Genomic DNA, 15300 nt, shown 5'->3' on the forward strand with positions numbered 1-15300 from the left:
AGTCTAAGGTGCGCCCACGATAGACTCGGGCGTATGTGTGGAATCGTTGGGTACGTCGGTACCGACCGGAGTCTGGAGGTGCTGCTCGGCGGCCTGAAGCGTCTGGAGTACCGCGGATACGACTCCGCGGGCATCGCGGTCATCGACCCTGACGGGCGCCTGGGTACCGCCAAGAAGGCGGGCAAGCTCGCCGTGCTCTCCGACGATCTGGGCGTGCACCCGATCCCGAACGGCGGCACCGGCATCGGCCACACCCGCTGGGCGACCCACGGGGGCCCCACCGACCGCAACGCGCACCCGCACCTCGGCGACGAGGGCCGGCTGGCCGTCATCCACAACGGGATCATCGAGAACTTCGCCACGCTGAAGGACGAGCTCCTCGCCGACGGCTTCGCGTTCGAATCCGAGACCGACACCGAGGTCGCCGCCGTGCTCCTCGGCCGCGAGTACCGCGCCACCGGCGACCTGAGCGAGGCGTTCCAGCGCGTCGTGTCGCGCCTCGAGGGCGCCTTCACGCTGCTGGCGCTCCACCAGGACCAGCCGCACGTCGTCGTCGGCGCCCGCCGCAACTCGCCGCTCGTGATCGGGCTCGGCGAGGGTGAGAACTTCCTCGGTTCCGACGTCGCGGCGTTCGTCGAGCACACCCGTCGCGCCGTCGCGATCGGCCAGGACCAGATCGTGACGATCACCCCCGACTCCGTCACCGTGACCGACTTCGAGGGCGCGCCCGTCGAGGTCGAGCCCTTCGAGGTGGCGTGGGACGCCTCCGCCGCCGAGAAGGGCGGCTGGTCCTCCTTCATGGCGAAGGAGATCGCCGAGGAGCCCGACGCGGTCGCGAACACGCTGCGTCAGCGCATCGTCGACGGCACGGTGCACATCCCCGAGCTCGATGCGGTGGGCGACGACTTCCTCGCCGGGATCGACCGCATCACGATCGTGGCCTGCGGCACCGCCGCCTACGCCGGTCTGGTCGGCAGCTACGCGATCGAGAAGTGGGCGCGGGTTCCCGTGACGGTGGAACTCAGCCACGAGTTCCGCTACCGCGAACCGGTCATCACCGACGGAACGCTCGTGATCTCGATCAGCCAGTCCGGCGAGACGATGGACACGCTGATGGCCGTCAAGTACGCCCGCGAGGCCGGCGCGAAGGCCATCTCGGTCTGCAACACGCAGGGTGCGACCATCCCGCGTGAGTCGGACGCGGCGCTGTATACGCACGCAGGCCCGGAGGTCGCGGTCGCTTCCACCAAGGCGTTCGTGGCCCAGATCACGGCGCTGTACCTCTTCGGCCTCCACCTCGCCCGGGTGCGCGGCACGCTGTCGGCCGCGCAGCAGCGCGATGCCGTCGAGGAGCTGCTGGCCGTGCCGGAGAAGATCGCCACCGTGCTCGAGTCGCACGCCACGATCGCCCAGCTCGCGCACTGGATGTCCGACACCAGGTCCGTGCTGTTCCTCGGCCGTCACGTCGGCTACCCGATCGCGCTGGAGGGTGCGCTGAAGCTCAAGGAGCTGGCGTACATCCACGCGGAGGGCTTCGCCGCCGGCGAGCTCAAGCACGGCCCGATCGCCCTCATCGAGCCGGGTCAGCCCGTCTTCGTGGTCGTCCCGAGCCCGCGCTGGTCCGACGAGCTGCACAAGAAGGTCGTCTCCAACATCCAGGAGATCCGTGCCCGCGGCGCCCGCGTCATCGCGATCGCCGAGGCCGGTGATGCCGCGGTGCTGCCGTTCGCCGACGAGGTCATCCGCATCCCGCTCGCCGCTCCGCTGTTCGAGCCGCTGCTGTCGGTCGTGCCGCTGCAGATCTTCGCGATGGAGCTCTCGGCTGCCAAGGGCCTCGACGTCGACCAGCCGCGCAACCTGGCCAAGTCCGTCACCGTCGAGTAGGAGCGTCGTGATCGCCGGCATCGGGGTCGACGTCGTCGACCTGGCGCGCTTCGCCCGATCGCTGGAACGCACGCCCAAACTGCGTGAGCGCCTGTTCACGGAGGCCGAGCGCGGCCTGCCCGTGCACTCGCTCGCGGCGCGGTTCGCGGCGAAGGAGGCGCTGATCAAGGCGCTCGGCGGCTCCGAGGGCGTGCGCTGGCACGACATGGAGATCGTGCCGGACGAAGAGAGGAACCCGGGGTTCGTGCTGCACAACGTGGTCGGTCGTCAGGTCGCCGAACGCGGGATCGCCCGCATCCACGTCTCGATGTCGCACGACGCCGGAATCGCGACCGCGTTCGTGGTACTGGAGCGCGCATGAGTGCCGGGTTCCGCGAGGCGGTCATCGATCTCGACGCCATCACCGCCAACGTGCGGCGCCTGCGTGAGATCGTGGGGACCCCGCACGCGATGGCCGTCGTCAAGGCGAACGCCTACGGTCACGGCGCGGTCGAGTGCGCAAGGGCGGCGCTCGCCGGGGGCGCGGACTGGCTCGGCGTCGCCGAGATCGCCGAGGCGCTCCAGCTGCGGGCCTCCGGCATCGACGCACCCGTGCTGGCGTGGCTGCACGACCCGGACGAGGACTTCGTCGAGGCCGTCGCGGCAGGCGTCGACGTGGGCATCTCGTCGCTGGCGCAGCTGGAGGCTGCAGCGGCGGCGGGAACTCCCGAGGTTCCGGCGTTCGTCCAGCTGAAGATCGAGACCGGGCTCAGCCGCAACGGCATCCCCGCCTCGGTGTGGGAGGTCGCGGTCGCCCGCGCTCGCGAGTTCGAGAAGACCGGCGACCTGGTGGTGCGCGGTGTCTTCAGCCACCTCTCCAACGCGTCGCCCGACGACGACCGCGCGGCGATCGCCGTGTTCGAACGCGGACTGGAACAGGCCGAGGCGGCCGGCCTGCGGCCCGAGCTGCGCCACATCGCCGCCAGCGCTGCGGCATTGAGCCTGCCGGAGTCGCGATTCGACCTGGTCCGCCTCGGCCTGGCCGTCTACGGTCTCAGCCCGTTCGGGCCGGAGTCGGCTGTCGAACTCGGGCTGCGGCCCGCGATGACCCTGCGCGGGCAGGTGGCCGCGGTACGCCGGGTGCCGGCCGACACCGGCGTGTCGTACGACTACACCTATCGGACCGTCGGCGAGACGACACTGGTGCTGGTTCCCTTGGGCTACGCCGAGGGCATCCCGCGGCACGCCTCCGGGCGCGGTCCGGTGTCGATCGCGGGAGAGCGGTACCGCATCGCCGGCCGGGTGGCGATGGACCAGTTCGTCGTCGACGTGGGCGACGCGGAGGTCGCGGTGGGCGACGAGGTCGTGCTGTTCGGCGATCCCGCCACCGGTGTGCCGGGCGCGGACGACTGGGCGGATGCCGCCGACACGATCAGCTACGAGATCGTCACGCGGCTGGGCGGCCGGCTGCGACGCAGCTATCGCGGGGCGAGGGCGTGAGCGGGCGGGTGCTCGTCGACCGCACGGTCGCGACCGGTGACGACATGCACGCGCTCGGTGTCGAGCTGGCGCGGCTGCTGCGCGCGGGCGACCTCCTGGTGCTGACCGGCCCGCTGGGCGCGGGCAAGACCACCCTCACGCGCGGTATCGGCGACGGCCTGGAGGTGCGCGGACCGGTCACCAGCCCGACGTTCGTCCTGGCGCGGACGCACCCCAGCCTCGTCGGAGGGGTTCCGCTGGTCCACGTCGACGCCTACCGGCTCTCCGGCGCCCTCGAGCTCGATGACCTGGACATCGACTTCGCACGTTCGGTCGTCGTGGTCGAGTGGGGCGGCGGCATGCTCGACGGCGTCGCGGAGTCCTGGCTCGAAATCGACATCGTTCGGCCGACCGGCGCCTCGCAGGGCGGCGCCGACCCGGAGTCCGACGCGGACGAGCCGCGGACGGTGACCGTCACCGGCTTCGGGCCGCGCTGGCTGTCCTGACCACCGCCTAGGCTGGAGTCATGCTCCTCGCCATCGACACCTCCGCCGGAACGAGTGTCGCCGTCGTCGACCGCGACGGCGGGATCCTGGCCGAGGTCGGGGAGACGGACACCATGCGGCACGCCGAGGTCGTCGGCGACCTCATCCGGGCGGCGCTCGACGCCTCCGGCACGGGTGTCGGCGCGCTGTCCGGCGTCGTGGCGGGCATGGGTCCGGGCCCTTTCACCGGCCTGCGGGTCGGCATCGCCGCGGCCACCGCGTTCGCCTTCGGGGCGGGCCGGCCGCTCGTGCCGGTCGTCAGCCACGACGCGGTCGCCTACGGGCGTTACCTCGCGGGGCACACCGGCCCGCTGCTCGTGGTCACCGACGCCCGGCGGCGCGAGCGGTACTGGACCGCGTACGCCGGCGTCGACGAGCACGGCCTCCCCGTGCGGCTCGACGGCCCAGGCCTCGCGAAGCCCGACGACCTCCCGCACACCGACCTGCCGCGCAAGGACGCCGTCGAGGTCTCGGCCGGGCTGCTCGGGATGATCGCGGAGCTGCGGTTCGCGGCCGGCCTCCCTTTCGACCGGAACGAGCCTCTGTACCTGCGTTCTCCCGACGTCACGCTGTCGTCCGGTCCCAAGCGGGTGAGCGCGTGACGGAGCAGTCCTCTGCTCATGCGGGCCCCGAGGCTGACGCGTCGTGGCAGCTGCGCCGCGCCACCGAGCGCGACCTCGACGCGATCATGAAGATCGAGCGCTCGACATTCGTCACCGATGCCTGGTCGGCCGACACCATGCGCGCCGAGCTCACCGGCCCGCACGGGTACTACCTCGTGGCGGTCCCGGTCGACGGAACCGATCGCGTCGACGGCTACGGCGGGCTGCTCGCCCCGCGCGGCGCAGGCGAGGGTGACATCCAGACCATCGCCGTCGTGCCGGGCGCGCGCCGGCACGGGCTCGGGCGGGCGCTCATGCTGGCCCTGATCGGCGAGGCGCGGCAGCGCGGCGCCACCGAGGTCTTCCTCGAGGTGCGGGCCGACAATCCCGGCGCGCAGACCCTCTACCGCTCCCTCGGCTTCGAGGAGATCGGCGTGCGCCCCCACTACTACCAGCCCGACGGGGTGGATGCGATCGTCATGCGCCTCACCGTTCCGACACCGGAGACCACGATCGCATGAACGGCACCCCTTCCCACGCCCGCGCGGACGGTGCCGGGCCCCTCGTCCTCGGCATCGAGACCTCCTGCGACGAGACCGGCGTCGGCATCGTGCGCGGAACCACGCTGCTCTCCAACACGATCGCGTCGTCGATGGAAGAGCACGCGCGCTACGGCGGCGTCGTACCGGAGGTCGCGGCGCGCGCGCACCTCGAGGCGCTGACGCCGACCCTCCGCACCGCTGTGGACGACGCCGGCATCGAGCTCGCCGACGTTGACGCGATCGCCGTCACGAGCGGCCCCGGCCTGTCGGGCGCACTGATGGTCGGCGTCGGCGCCGCCAAGGCTCTTGCTCTCTCGCTCGGCAAACCGCTGTACGCGGTCAACCACCTCGTCGGCCATGTCGGGGCCGACGTCCTCGACGCGGCCGGGGGTCCCGGGCACCCCGTCGAGGTGCCGACGGTCGCCCTGCTGGTCTCGGGAGGGCACACCTCGCTGCTGCTCGTCCGCGACCTGGTCTCGGATGTGGAGCTGCTCGGCGAGACGATCGACGACGCGGCAGGTGAGGCGTTCGACAAGGTCGCGCGTGTGCTCGGCCTCCCGTACCCCGGCGGCCCGCAGATCGACCGCGTCGCCGCGGACGGCGACCCGCGCGCCATCCGCTTCCCGCGCGGGCTCACCAAGCCCAAAGACCTGGAGCGGCACCGCTACGACTTCTCGTTCTCCGGACTCAAGACCGCCGTGGCCCGCTGGGTGGAGCAGCGACAGGACGCCGGCGAGGAGGTGCCCGTCGCCGATGTCGCGGCCTCGTTCCGCGAGGCGGTCGCCGACGTGCTCCTCACCAAGGCGATCGCGGCGTGCCTCGACCACGGGGTGCCGCGCCTCCTGCTCGGCGGCGGGGTCGTCGCGAACGCACGGGTGCGGCAACTCGCCGTGCAGCGCGCGGCGGAGGCCGGCGTGACCCTGCGGATCCCCGCGCTGTCGCTGTGCACCGACAATGGAGCCATGATCGCGGCGCTCGGCGCCCAGCTCATCATGGCGGGCCGGGAGCCCAGCCGACTCGACTTCGGCGCTGACTCGACCCTGCCCGTGACAGACATCCAGGTGGCCGCAGGGGGCGGAGTAGCCGCCTGACACCCCGTGTGCCAGGCTTCACGCGGAATGTTGACACGCCGGTGGCCCACTGCGACGATTGACTCAGTACAGCATTTTCTCAGGAAGCCACCAGAGAGGGAGATGGGCAGAATGTCCGATCCGAATACCCCGTCAGGCGCAACAGAGCCCGAAGGAACGGAAGGAACGCCCGCTCAGCCGGTTCCGCCGTCGTCCGACATCCCGGCACCGGCCCCGGACGGAGTGCCGCCGGTTCCTCCGGTCGCGCCGCCGGCGCCTCCCGTGCCTCCGGCCGCGCCCGGGTACGGCGCTCCGCAGCAGCCGTACGGCCAGCAGCCGCCGCAGGCCCAGCAGCCGTACGGGCAGCAGCCGCAACAGCCATACGGACAGCAGCAGCAGCCCTACGGGCAGCAGCCGCAGCAGCCCTACGGTCAGCAGCCTCCCGCGCCCGGCTACGGGCAGCCCGCCTACGGGCAGCCCGCGCCCGGCTACGCGCAGCCGTATGCGCAGCCGGCCGCGAAGTCGCCGATCCTCAGCATCCTGTCGCTCGTCGGCGGCATCGTCGGCATCGTCCTGACGTTCGCGTGGGGCATCGGCTTCCTGTTCGGCGTCGCCGCGATCGTGCTCGGCTTCATCGGGCGCAGCAAGGAGCCCCACGCCAAGGGGTTCTGGCTGACCGGCATCATCCTCGGCTTCGTCAGCGTGGTCATCGCGATCATCTTCTGGATCGTCCTGGGCATCATCCTCGCGAACTTCAACGCGACCTACCGGTACTGACCTGGCACGGCGCTCGCCGGGCGGCTCTCAGAGCCGTTCGGCGAGCAGCGCCGTGTGCTTGCCGCCGACGCGGGTCAGGATGACCGTCGCCGGACGGCCGCCGGAGAGCTTGAGCCGGGTGCGCAGCGCCGCCGGGTCGACATCCACCCCGCGCTTCTTGATCTCGAGTGTGCCGATATCGCGCGCCCGCAGCGCCTTCTTGAGGTCCTTCTCGGCGAACGGCAGGGTCTCCAGGATGCGGAATCCCGCAGCGAAGGGCGTCTCTCTGGCGACGTCCGCCGTGATGTAGGCGATCCCGTCGCCGAGCATCCGGCCGTCGAGTCGGCGTGCCAGGTCTCCGATCAGGCGCGCGCGGATGACAGCGCCGTCGGGCTCGTACAGGTACTCGCCCAGCTCGCCCGTCTCGGCGTCTTCGCTGTCCGCCTCCCCGGTCAACTCGTGACCGTCGTCGCCCCGCAGAACCAGGGCCGAGCGCCGGATGCCCGAGCGTGCAAGCGCACCGAACCACAGCCCGAGCTCCACCACTTGGCCGTCGGCAGACACCCACTGCGCTTCGGCCGTGGAGGGGATGAGGTCCCTGTCGAACCCGGGTCCGAGCTTCAACCCGACCGAACGACCGGTCGCCAGTTCGTAGGCGAAGCCGAGAGACGGGGTGTAGTCGTCGGGGTCGGTGAGCCTGTCGGTGTCGGTGTGCCCGGCGGTCCGTCGCGCCGGGTCGAGGTAGACACCGTCGATCGAGCGCAGGTTCACGTCCTCCGCCCGCCGGTGTTCGACCGTCGCGGAGGGGAACGGGGCCAGGTTGAAGGCGGCGATCGCGGCGGTGACCTCGTCGGCGTCGACCGCCGTGACTTCCAGGTCGAGTGCGGCGATGGCCAGGGCGTCGCCGCCGATCCCGCAGCCGAGGTCGGCGATGCGGGTCAGCCCGGCCGCTCGGAAGCGTCCGGCGTGGCGCGCAGCGACCGACAGGCGTGTCGCCTGTTCGAGCCCGGCCTCCGTGAAGAGCATCCGGGAGGCGAACTCGCCGAACTTGCCCGCGGCCTTCTTGCGGAGCTTCGCCTGGGTGAGAACGGCGGCCACGAGCGCGGGGGAGTGGCCCTGCTTGCGCAGGGACGTGACCATGCTCAGCACGTCCGTCTCGGACCGGTACGGGGGCAGCGAGTCGAGCAAGCGCAGCCCTTCGGGGCTCAGCAGTTCGACGAGTTCGGACCGGTCCATGTGGACCACGGTACCTTCTGGCACTCACGTTGCGGGACTGCTAACGCACCCCCTAGACTCGTGGTTAGCACTCTCCGTGCGAGTTTGCTAACGCAAGCCGCACACCACCTGAGTTCGCAAAGACTGAGTTCACCAAAGAAAGAGGTCAACCGTGTCGGTCTCCATCAAGCCGCTCGAAGATCGCATCGTCATCAAGCAGGTCGAGGCTGAGCAGACCACTGCTTCCGGTCTGGTCATCCCCGACACCGCCAAGGAGAAGCCCCAGGAGGGCGAGGTCGTCGCCGTCGGACCGGGCCGCATCGACGACAACGGCAACCGCGTGCCGCTCGACGTCGCCGTCGGCGACAAGGTGATCTACTCCAAGTACGGGGGCACCGAGGTCAAGTTCGGCGGCGAGGACTTCCTGGTCCTCTCGGCTCGCGACGTGCTCGCGGTCGTCGTCCGCTGACGAACCCCTTCACGAAAGGCCCGGGTGCTGAGCACCCGGGCCTTTCGTCATCTTCAGCGCTGCTGCCGGGCCGCTGATGTCCCCGGCACGGAGTAGTGTCGTGGAAGTGCCGCAGCCCCTCACCGAACACCGCCGATCCGGCCTGATCTATGCGATTTCCGCGTACGTCCTCTGGGGCATCCTCCCCATCTACTTCCTCGCGCTCGCGCCGGCCACCGCGTGGGAGATCGTCGCCTGGCGCGTGATCTTCTCGCTGGCCTTCTGCGCCATCGCGATCGCCGTCACCCGGTCGTGGCGCACGTTCGGCTCGCTGCTGAAAGACCGGCGCGTGCTCTTCACGATGGGCCTCGCCGGCGCCCTCATCTACGTCAACTGGCAGACCTACGTGCTGGCGACCGTGAGCGGGCACGTGGTGGAGGCCGCCCTCGGCTACTTCATCAATCCGATCGTCACCGTGTTCCTCGGGGTCGTCGTGCAGCGGGAGAGGCTGCGCGTCGCCCAGTGGGTGGCGGTCGGCGTGAGCATCGTGGCGGTGATCGTGCTCGGCGTCGGGTACGGACAGATCCCGTGGATCGCGCTGATCCTCGCGTTCTCGTTCGGCTTCTACGGTCTCATCAAGAAGCGCGTGGGCGGCCGCGTCGACGCCGTCTCCGGGCTCACCCTCGAGACGATGTGGCTGACTCCGGTGGCCATCGTCCAGCTCATCGTGGTCTCGTTCACCGCCGGGCTGACCATCGGCAGCAACGGCCCGTGGCACACGGTGCTGCTCGTCGGCGCCGGCGTCATCACCGCGGTGCCGCTGCTGTTCTTCGCCGCGGCCTCCCGGAGACTGCCGCTGGTCTACATGGGCTTCATCCAGTACTTCGCGCCGTTCATCCAGTTCCTGGTGGGCGTGGTCGTACTGAACGAGGCGATGCCGCCGGAGCGCTGGATCGGATTCGCGATCGTCTGGCTCGCGCTGCTCATCCTGAGCGTCGACATGATCGTCGCCGCCCGGCAGGGCCGCAAGCAGGCCGAACTCGACCTCGCCACGATGGAGTGAGCGGCCGCTGAGCGGTCGGCGGGCGGAATAGACCCCCAGGTTCTGCCGTTACCATTGGACATCCACACTCGCGCGACCTTGATAGGGGTGAAATGGACCAGGCGGATCCGTTCGGATTCATCGGTTTGACCTACGACGACGTCATGCTCCTCCCCGGGCACACCGACGTCATCCCGAGCGAGGCGGACACCTCGACTCGCCTGACCAAGCGGATCACCATGGCGACACCGCTGCTGTCCAGCGCCATGGACACCGTGACCGAGTCGCGCATGGCCGTGGCCATGGCCCGTCACGGCGGCATCGGCATCATCCATCGCAACCTCTCCATCGAAGACCAGGCGACCAACGTCGACAAGGTCAAGCGCTCCGAGTCGGGCATGATCACCAACCCGGTGACCACCACTCCCGAGGCGACGGTCGAAGAGGTCGACGCCCTGTGCGGTCAGTTCCGCGTGTCCGGCCTCCCCGTGGTGGAGGGCGACGGCAAGCTCGTCGGCATCATCACGAACCGCGACATGCGCTTCGTGTCGCCGTTCGAGCGCTCGACGACGCTCGTCCGCGACGTGATGACGCGCATGCCGCTCATCACCGCCCCGGTCGGCATCGACCCGGACGCCGCCGTCGCGATCTTCGCCGAGCACAAGATCGAGAAGCTTCCACTCGTCGACGCCGACGGCAATCTCCGCGGTCTCATCACCGTCAAGGACTTCGACAAGAGCGAGAAGTACCCCGACGCCACCAAGGACGACGAGGGCCGCCTGCGGGTCGGCGCCGCTATCGGCTTCTTCGGCGATGCCTGGGACCGCGCGATGACCCTGGTCGACGCGGGTGTCGACGTCATCGTCGTCGACACCGCCAACGGCGACTCGGCCGGCGTGCTCGACATCATCAGCCGCCTCAAGCACGAGCCGCGCGCGTCGCACGTCGACGTGATCGGCGGCAACGTCGCCACCCGCGCCGGCGCGCAGGCGCTCATCGACGCGGGTGCCGACGCCATCAAGGTGGGCGTCGGCCCCGGCTCCATCTGCACCACCCGCGTCGTCGCGGGCGTCGGCGTGCCGCAGGTGACCGCCGTGTACGAGGCGTCGCTCGCCGCCCGCGCGGCGAACGTCCCCCTCATCGCGGACGGCGGCCTCCAGTACTCGGGCGACATCGCCAAGGCTCTCGTCGCAGGAGCGGACAGCGTCATGCTGGGCTCGCTGCTGGCCGGCACGGCGGAGTCTCCAGGCGACCTCGTGTTCGTCAACGGCAAGCAGTTCAAGAACTACCGCGGCATGGGCTCCCTGGGCGCCCTCCAGACCCGCGGCAAGAAGACCTCATACTCGCGCGACCGCTACTTCCAGGCGGATGTGCCGAGCGACGAGCAGCTGATCGCCGAGGGCATCGAGGGTCAGGTCCCGTACCGCGGCCCGCTCGCGGCTGTGGCCTACCAGCTCGTCGGCGGCCTGCGCCAGTCGATGTTCTACGTCGGTGCGCGCACGATCCCGGAGCTGAAGGAGCGCGGCCGGTTCGTCCGCATCACCGCGGCCGGGCTCAAGGAGTCGCACCCGCACGACATCCAGATGGTCGTGGAGGCGCCGAACTACCGTCGCTGACCGACGCACCCGTGCGAAACCGCCGTCCGCATTCCCGCGCACGGCGGTTTCGTCTATGCTGGAAGGCTTTGCTCGCCGGACGACAGGAAGCCGACCATGGGTCACATCGACGTATCGGGCGTCTCGTACGCGCTCGCCGACGGCCGACCTCTGCTGGACGACGTGTCGTTCCGGGTCGGGGAGGGCAGCGTCTCGGCGCTGATCGGCGCCAACGGCGCAGGCAAGTCGACCCTGCTGCGGATCATCCGCGGCGACCTGCGGCCCGACAGCGGAGGCGTCGTCATCGACGGAGGCCTCGGAGTGATGGACCAGTTCGTCGGGCACGTGCGCGACGATCGCACCGTCCGCGACCTCTTGGTCCTCGTGGCGCCCGCCGCCGTCCGGCGCGCGGCGGAGGCGCTCGCCGCGGCCGAGGAGTCCCTCATCGAGCGCGACGAGACGGCGACCCAGATGCGTTATGCCACCGCGCTCACCGACTACGCCGACGCGGGCGGATACGACCAGGAGGTCGTCTGGGATCATTGCACGACGGCGGCGCTCGGCATCCCGTTCGAGCGCGCCCAATACCGCAGCGTGCGCTCGCTGTCCGGCGGCGAGCAGAAGCGGCTCGTGCTGGAGGCGCTCCTTCGCGGTCCGGAGCAGGTGCTCCTCCTCGACGAGCCGGACAACTACCTCGACGTGCCCGCCAAGCGCTGGCTCGAGGAGCAGCTCCGCGCCACGCCCAAGACGGTGCTGCTGGTCTCCCACGACCGGGAGCTGCTGGCTCGTGCCGCCGACCGCATCGTCACCCTCGAGCTCGGAGGCGCCGGCAACACCACGTGGACGCACGGAGGCGGGTTCGGCGGCTACCACGAAGCGCGCGAGGAGCGGATGGCCCGGCTGGAGGAGCTCCGTCGCCGCTGGGACGAAGAGCAGGCCAAGCTGAAGGCTCTCGTGCTGCGCTTCAAAGAGAAGGCCAAGTACAACAGCGACCTGGCGTCTGCTTATCAGGCGGCGCAGACCCGCCTCGCGAGGTTCGAGGCGGCCGGCCCGCCGCAGGAGCGGCCGCGTGAGCAGAATGTGCGCATGCGTCTCACCGGTGCGCGCACGGGGCGCCGCGTGATCGAGTGCGACGGCCTGGAGTTGACCGGACTGATGCGGCCGTTCGACCTGGAGGTCTGGTTCGGGGAACGCATCGCCGTGCTCGGCTCGAACGGCTCGGGCAAGTCGCACTTCCTGCGCCTCCTGGCCGCGGGAGGCACCGACCCGGACCCGGCGGCCGGGCACCTGGCGTCGGCGGACGCCGCCGCTGCTCCGGTGCCGCACACGGGCGTTGCGAAGCTGGGCGCTCGGGTGGCCCCCGGCCTGTTCGCGCAGGCGCACGAGCATCCCGAGCTGGTGGGGAGGACGCTGCTCGACATCCTGCACCGCGGCGACGACCGCCGGGCGGGCATGCCGCGCGAGGCCGCCAGCCGCGTGCTCGACCGCTACGGTCTGGCAGCGTCGGCCGAGCAGACGTTCGAGTCGCTGTCGGGTGGGCAGCAGGCGCGCCTCCAGATCCTCCTCCTCGAGCTGTCCGGCGCGACGCTGCTGCTGCTCGACGAGCCGACCGACAACCTCGACCTGGTCTCGGCAGAAGCGCTCGAGGACGGCCTCGCGGAGTACGAGGGCACGGTAGTCGCCGTCACCCACGACCGCTGGTTCGCGCGCGGCTTCGACCGCTACCTCGTGTTCGGCGCCGATGGCCTGGTCTACGAGTCCGACGAGCCGGTGTGGGACGAAGCACGGGTGGTGCGGGGGAGGTGACCCAACTGCCAGGGGCTGCTAGTGCAGCGCCGCGACGCGCTCGATCGCCTCGACCAGCACCTCCGGCGAGCATGCCAGGTTGACGCGTACGAAGCCGCGGCCTTCGCGGCCGAAGGCAGGACCGTTCGCGAAGGCGACGCGCGCGTTCTCGAGGATGTGCGCGGCCGGGTCGTCGCCCCAGCCGAACGCGCGGAGGTCGACCCAGGCCAGGTAGCTCGCCTGCGGCTCGTGGTACACCGCCTCGGGGAGGTGCTCGGCGAGCAGACGCGCGAGCAGAGCGCGGTTCGACTCGATCGCGTCGAGCACGCCCTCCAGCCACGGGCCTCCTTCACGGTAGGCCGTCTCGGTCGCGATGCGTCCGAACAGGCTCGTGCGCTCCTCGATCTCGATCGGGAGCGCGCGCACGCGGTCGATCATCTCTGAGCCGGTCGCCACGAAGAACGCGCACTTGAGGCCGGCGAGGTTCCAGGCTTTGCTCGCGGCGTGCGCGGCGACACCGACGCGGCGGGCGTCGTCGGAGACCGACAGGAACGGCGTGAACTGCGCGTCGCGGTGGGTGAGCGAGGCATGCACCTCGTCACTCACGACGTGGGCTCCGTAGTGCGCGGCGAGCGAGGCGATCGCCGCGAGGTGCTCGGGAGGGTGCACCAGCCCGAGCGGGTTGTGCGGGTTGCAGAGCAGCAGGGCGCGCGCGCCCGAGGCGAAGGCGGCCTCGATCCCGGCCAGGTCGAGGGACCAGCCCGCCCCGTCGACGCCGGTCAGCAGCGGCACCTCCTCGACGACACCGCCCGCCTCCGTCACGTACGAGAAGAACGGCGGGTACACGGGCGGCGTGATGACGACCCGGTCGCCGGGAGCGATCAGGCGGCGGAGCGCCTCCACCACGACGACGCCGATGTCGGTGGAGGTGCGCACCCCGGCCTCGTCGACCTCCCAGCCCCAGGCGTCACCCGCGTACGCGGCGAACGCCGTCTCCAGACCGCGCTCGGGGCCGACGTAGCCCGTGTCGCTGCGGTCGACCGCCGCATGCAGCGCCGCCGCGATCGGCGGGGCCAGCGGGTAGTCCATCTCGGCGACGAAGAGCGGCAGCACGTCGTCGGGATATGCCCGCCATTTCTCGCTCGTGCGCTGGCGGAGACGGGCGAGGGGCTCTGCGTCGACGGTCACCCTGCCTACTCTGCCAGTGCCGCGCCATAGACTGAACCTGTGAGTATGGAGATTGAGATCGGGCGCGCCAAGCGCGCACGCCGCGTGTACGCCTTCGACGACGTCGCGGTGGTGCCCAGCCGTCGCACCCGCGATCCCGAGGACGTCTCGGTCTCCTGGACGATCGACGCGTACCAGTTCGCCATCCCGTTCCTCGCCGCCCCGATGGACTCCGTCGTCTCACCGACGACGGCGATCATGATGGGCCAGCTGGGCGGCCTCGGCGTGCTCGACCTCGAGGGCGTCTGGACCCGCTACGAAGACCCGGAGCCGCTGCTCGCCGAGATCCGTGAGCTGCCGGCCGAGAAGGCGACGCGGCGCATGCAGGAGATCTACGCGGAGCCGATCAAGCCCGAGCTGGTCACGCGACGGCTCGCCGAGATCCGGGAGGGTGGGGTCACCGTCGCCGGTGCGCTCTCGCCGCAGCGCACCCAGGAGCTCTACCAGACGGTCGTGGAGGCCGGTGTCGACCTGTTCGTCATCCGCGGCACGACGGTCTCGGCCGAGCACGTCTCGAAGAGCGTCGAGCCCCTCAACCTCAAGAAGTTCATCTATGAGCTCGACGTCCCGGTGATCGTCGGCGGCGCCGCCACGTACACCGCGGCGCTGCACCTCATGCGCACAGGCGCGGCCGGTGTGCTCGTGGGCTTCGGCGGAGGCGCGGCCTCCACGACGCGGTCCACCCTCGGCATCCACGCCCCGATGGCGACGGCCGTGGCCGACGTCGCCGGTGCGCGCCGCGACTACATGGACGAGTCGGGCGGCCGTTACGTGCACGTCATCGCCGACGGCGGCCTCGGCAGCTCCGGAGACATCGTCAAGGCGATCGCCTGCGGCGCCGACGCTGTCATGCTCGGCACCACGCTCGCCCGCGCGACCGACGCACCCGGGGGCGGCTGGCACTGGGGCGCAGAGGCCCACCACCAGCAGCTGCCCCGCGGCAACCGCGTCGAGGTCGGCCAGGTCGCTCCGCTCGAAGAGATCCTGTACGGTCCCGCACCGGTGGCCGAGGGAACTGCGAATCTCGTGGGGGCCTTGCGCAGGAGCATGGCAACGACGGGATACTCGGACTTGAAGGAGTTCCAGCGCGTCGAGGTCGTGGTCGCGCCGTACTTGACCCAGTAACACAGT

The 15300-nt window shown here is 70.7% G+C and carries 15 protein-coding genes; 13 read left to right on the plus strand and 2 right to left on the minus strand.

The window, feature by feature from the left end; genetic code table 11:
• Positions 1-33: 33 nt before the first annotated feature.
• The 8 genes from glmS (at position 34) to AC0HS0_RS00600 (ending at position 6878) form a co-directional block, all read left to right on the plus strand.
• Positions 34-1884: a glutamine--fructose-6-phosphate transaminase (isomerizing) gene (gene glmS / locus AC0HS0_RS00565; protein WP_472960918.1), complete on the plus strand. Its 1851-nt coding sequence runs from the start codon at positions 34-36 to the stop codon at positions 1882-1884.
• 7 nt (positions 1885-1891) lie between these two features.
• Positions 1892-2245: a holo-ACP synthase gene (locus AC0HS0_RS00570; protein ID WP_472960919.1), complete on the plus strand. Its 354-nt coding sequence runs from the start codon at positions 1892-1894 to the stop codon at positions 2243-2245.
• On the plus strand, positions 2242-3363 hold the full coding sequence (gene alr / locus AC0HS0_RS00575; protein ID WP_472960921.1) for an alanine racemase: 1122 nt from the start codon (positions 2242-2244) through the stop codon (positions 3361-3363). The genes AC0HS0_RS00570 and alr overlap by 4 nt, the downstream gene beginning before the upstream one ends.
• Before the next feature lie 44 nt (positions 3364-3407).
• On the plus strand, positions 3408-3848 hold the full coding sequence (gene tsaE / locus AC0HS0_RS00580; protein WP_472962071.1) for a tRNA (adenosine(37)-N6)-threonylcarbamoyltransferase complex ATPase subunit type 1 TsaE: 441 nt from the start codon (positions 3408-3410) through the stop codon (positions 3846-3848).
• Positions 3849-3868: 20 nt separating this feature from the next.
• Positions 3869-4489, plus strand: coding sequence for a tRNA (adenosine(37)-N6)-threonylcarbamoyltransferase complex dimerization subunit type 1 TsaB (gene tsaB, locus AC0HS0_RS00585; RefSeq protein ID WP_472960923.1), 621 nt, complete (start codon positions 3869-3871; stop codon positions 4487-4489).
• Positions 4490-4575: 86 nt separating this feature from the next.
• Entirely contained in the window at positions 4576-5010 is a 435-nt protein-coding gene (rimI, locus tag AC0HS0_RS00590) for a ribosomal protein S18-alanine N-acetyltransferase (protein WP_472962073.1), read from the plus strand.
• Entirely contained in the window at positions 5007-6122 is a 1116-nt protein-coding gene (tsaD, locus tag AC0HS0_RS00595) for a tRNA (adenosine(37)-N6)-threonylcarbamoyltransferase complex transferase subunit TsaD (protein WP_472960924.1), read from the plus strand. The genes rimI and tsaD overlap by 4 nt, the downstream gene beginning before the upstream one ends.
• Before the next feature lie 111 nt (positions 6123-6233).
• On the plus strand, positions 6234-6878 hold the full coding sequence (locus AC0HS0_RS00600; RefSeq protein ID WP_472960926.1) for a DUF4190 domain-containing protein: 645 nt from the start codon (positions 6234-6236) through the stop codon (positions 6876-6878).
• A gap of 27 nt (positions 6879-6905) precedes the next feature.
• On the opposite strand, the gene AC0HS0_RS00605 is transcribed toward AC0HS0_RS00600, so the two are convergent.
• Positions 6906-8093 carry a THUMP-like domain-containing protein gene (locus AC0HS0_RS00605; RefSeq protein WP_472960927.1) on the minus strand — a complete coding sequence of 396 codons (1188 nt, stop codon included), beginning with the start codon at positions 8091-8093 and terminating at the stop codon, positions 6906-6908.
• A gap of 151 nt (positions 8094-8244) precedes the next feature.
• On the opposite strand from AC0HS0_RS00605, the gene groES reads away from it, so the two are divergent.
• The 4 genes from groES to AC0HS0_RS00625 all read left to right on the plus strand — a co-directional run bounded on the left by groES (position 8245) and on the right by AC0HS0_RS00625 (position 12963).
• On the plus strand, positions 8245-8541 hold the full coding sequence (groES, locus tag AC0HS0_RS00610; RefSeq protein ID WP_022889766.1) for a co-chaperone GroES: 297 nt from the start codon (positions 8245-8247) through the stop codon (positions 8539-8541).
• 76 nt (positions 8542-8617) lie between these two features.
• Complete coding sequence (gene rarD / locus AC0HS0_RS00615; protein ID WP_472960928.1) at positions 8618-9583, plus strand: EamA family transporter RarD; 966 nt, start codon at positions 8618-8620, stop codon at positions 9581-9583.
• Between the two features lie 92 nt (positions 9584-9675).
• Positions 9676-11178, plus strand: coding sequence for an IMP dehydrogenase (guaB, locus tag AC0HS0_RS00620; RefSeq protein WP_472960930.1), 1503 nt, complete (start codon positions 9676-9678; stop codon positions 11176-11178).
• Between the two features lie 96 nt (positions 11179-11274).
• Positions 11275-12963 carry an ABC-F family ATP-binding cassette domain-containing protein gene (locus tag AC0HS0_RS00625; RefSeq protein WP_472960931.1) on the plus strand — a complete coding sequence of 563 codons (1689 nt, stop codon included), beginning with the start codon at positions 11275-11277 and terminating at the stop codon, positions 12961-12963.
• A gap of 18 nt (positions 12964-12981) precedes the next feature.
• Here AC0HS0_RS00625 and AC0HS0_RS00630 read toward each other — a convergent pair whose 3' ends face one another.
• Positions 12982-14130 (minus strand): MalY/PatB family protein, encoded by a 1149-nt coding sequence (locus AC0HS0_RS00630; RefSeq protein WP_472960933.1) that lies wholly within the window; start codon positions 14128-14130, stop codon positions 12982-12984.
• 45 nt (positions 14131-14175) lie between these two features.
• Here AC0HS0_RS00630 and AC0HS0_RS00635 point away from each other — a divergent pair, with 45 nt between their 5' ends.
• A complete protein-coding gene (locus AC0HS0_RS00635; RefSeq protein ID WP_472962075.1) occupies positions 14176-15294 on the plus strand; it encodes a GuaB3 family IMP dehydrogenase-related protein in 1119 nt (372 codons plus the stop codon).
• Positions 15295-15300 lie beyond the last annotated feature (6 nt).

The organism is Leifsonia sp. PARNA 1/14 (genome assembly GCF_055720965.1).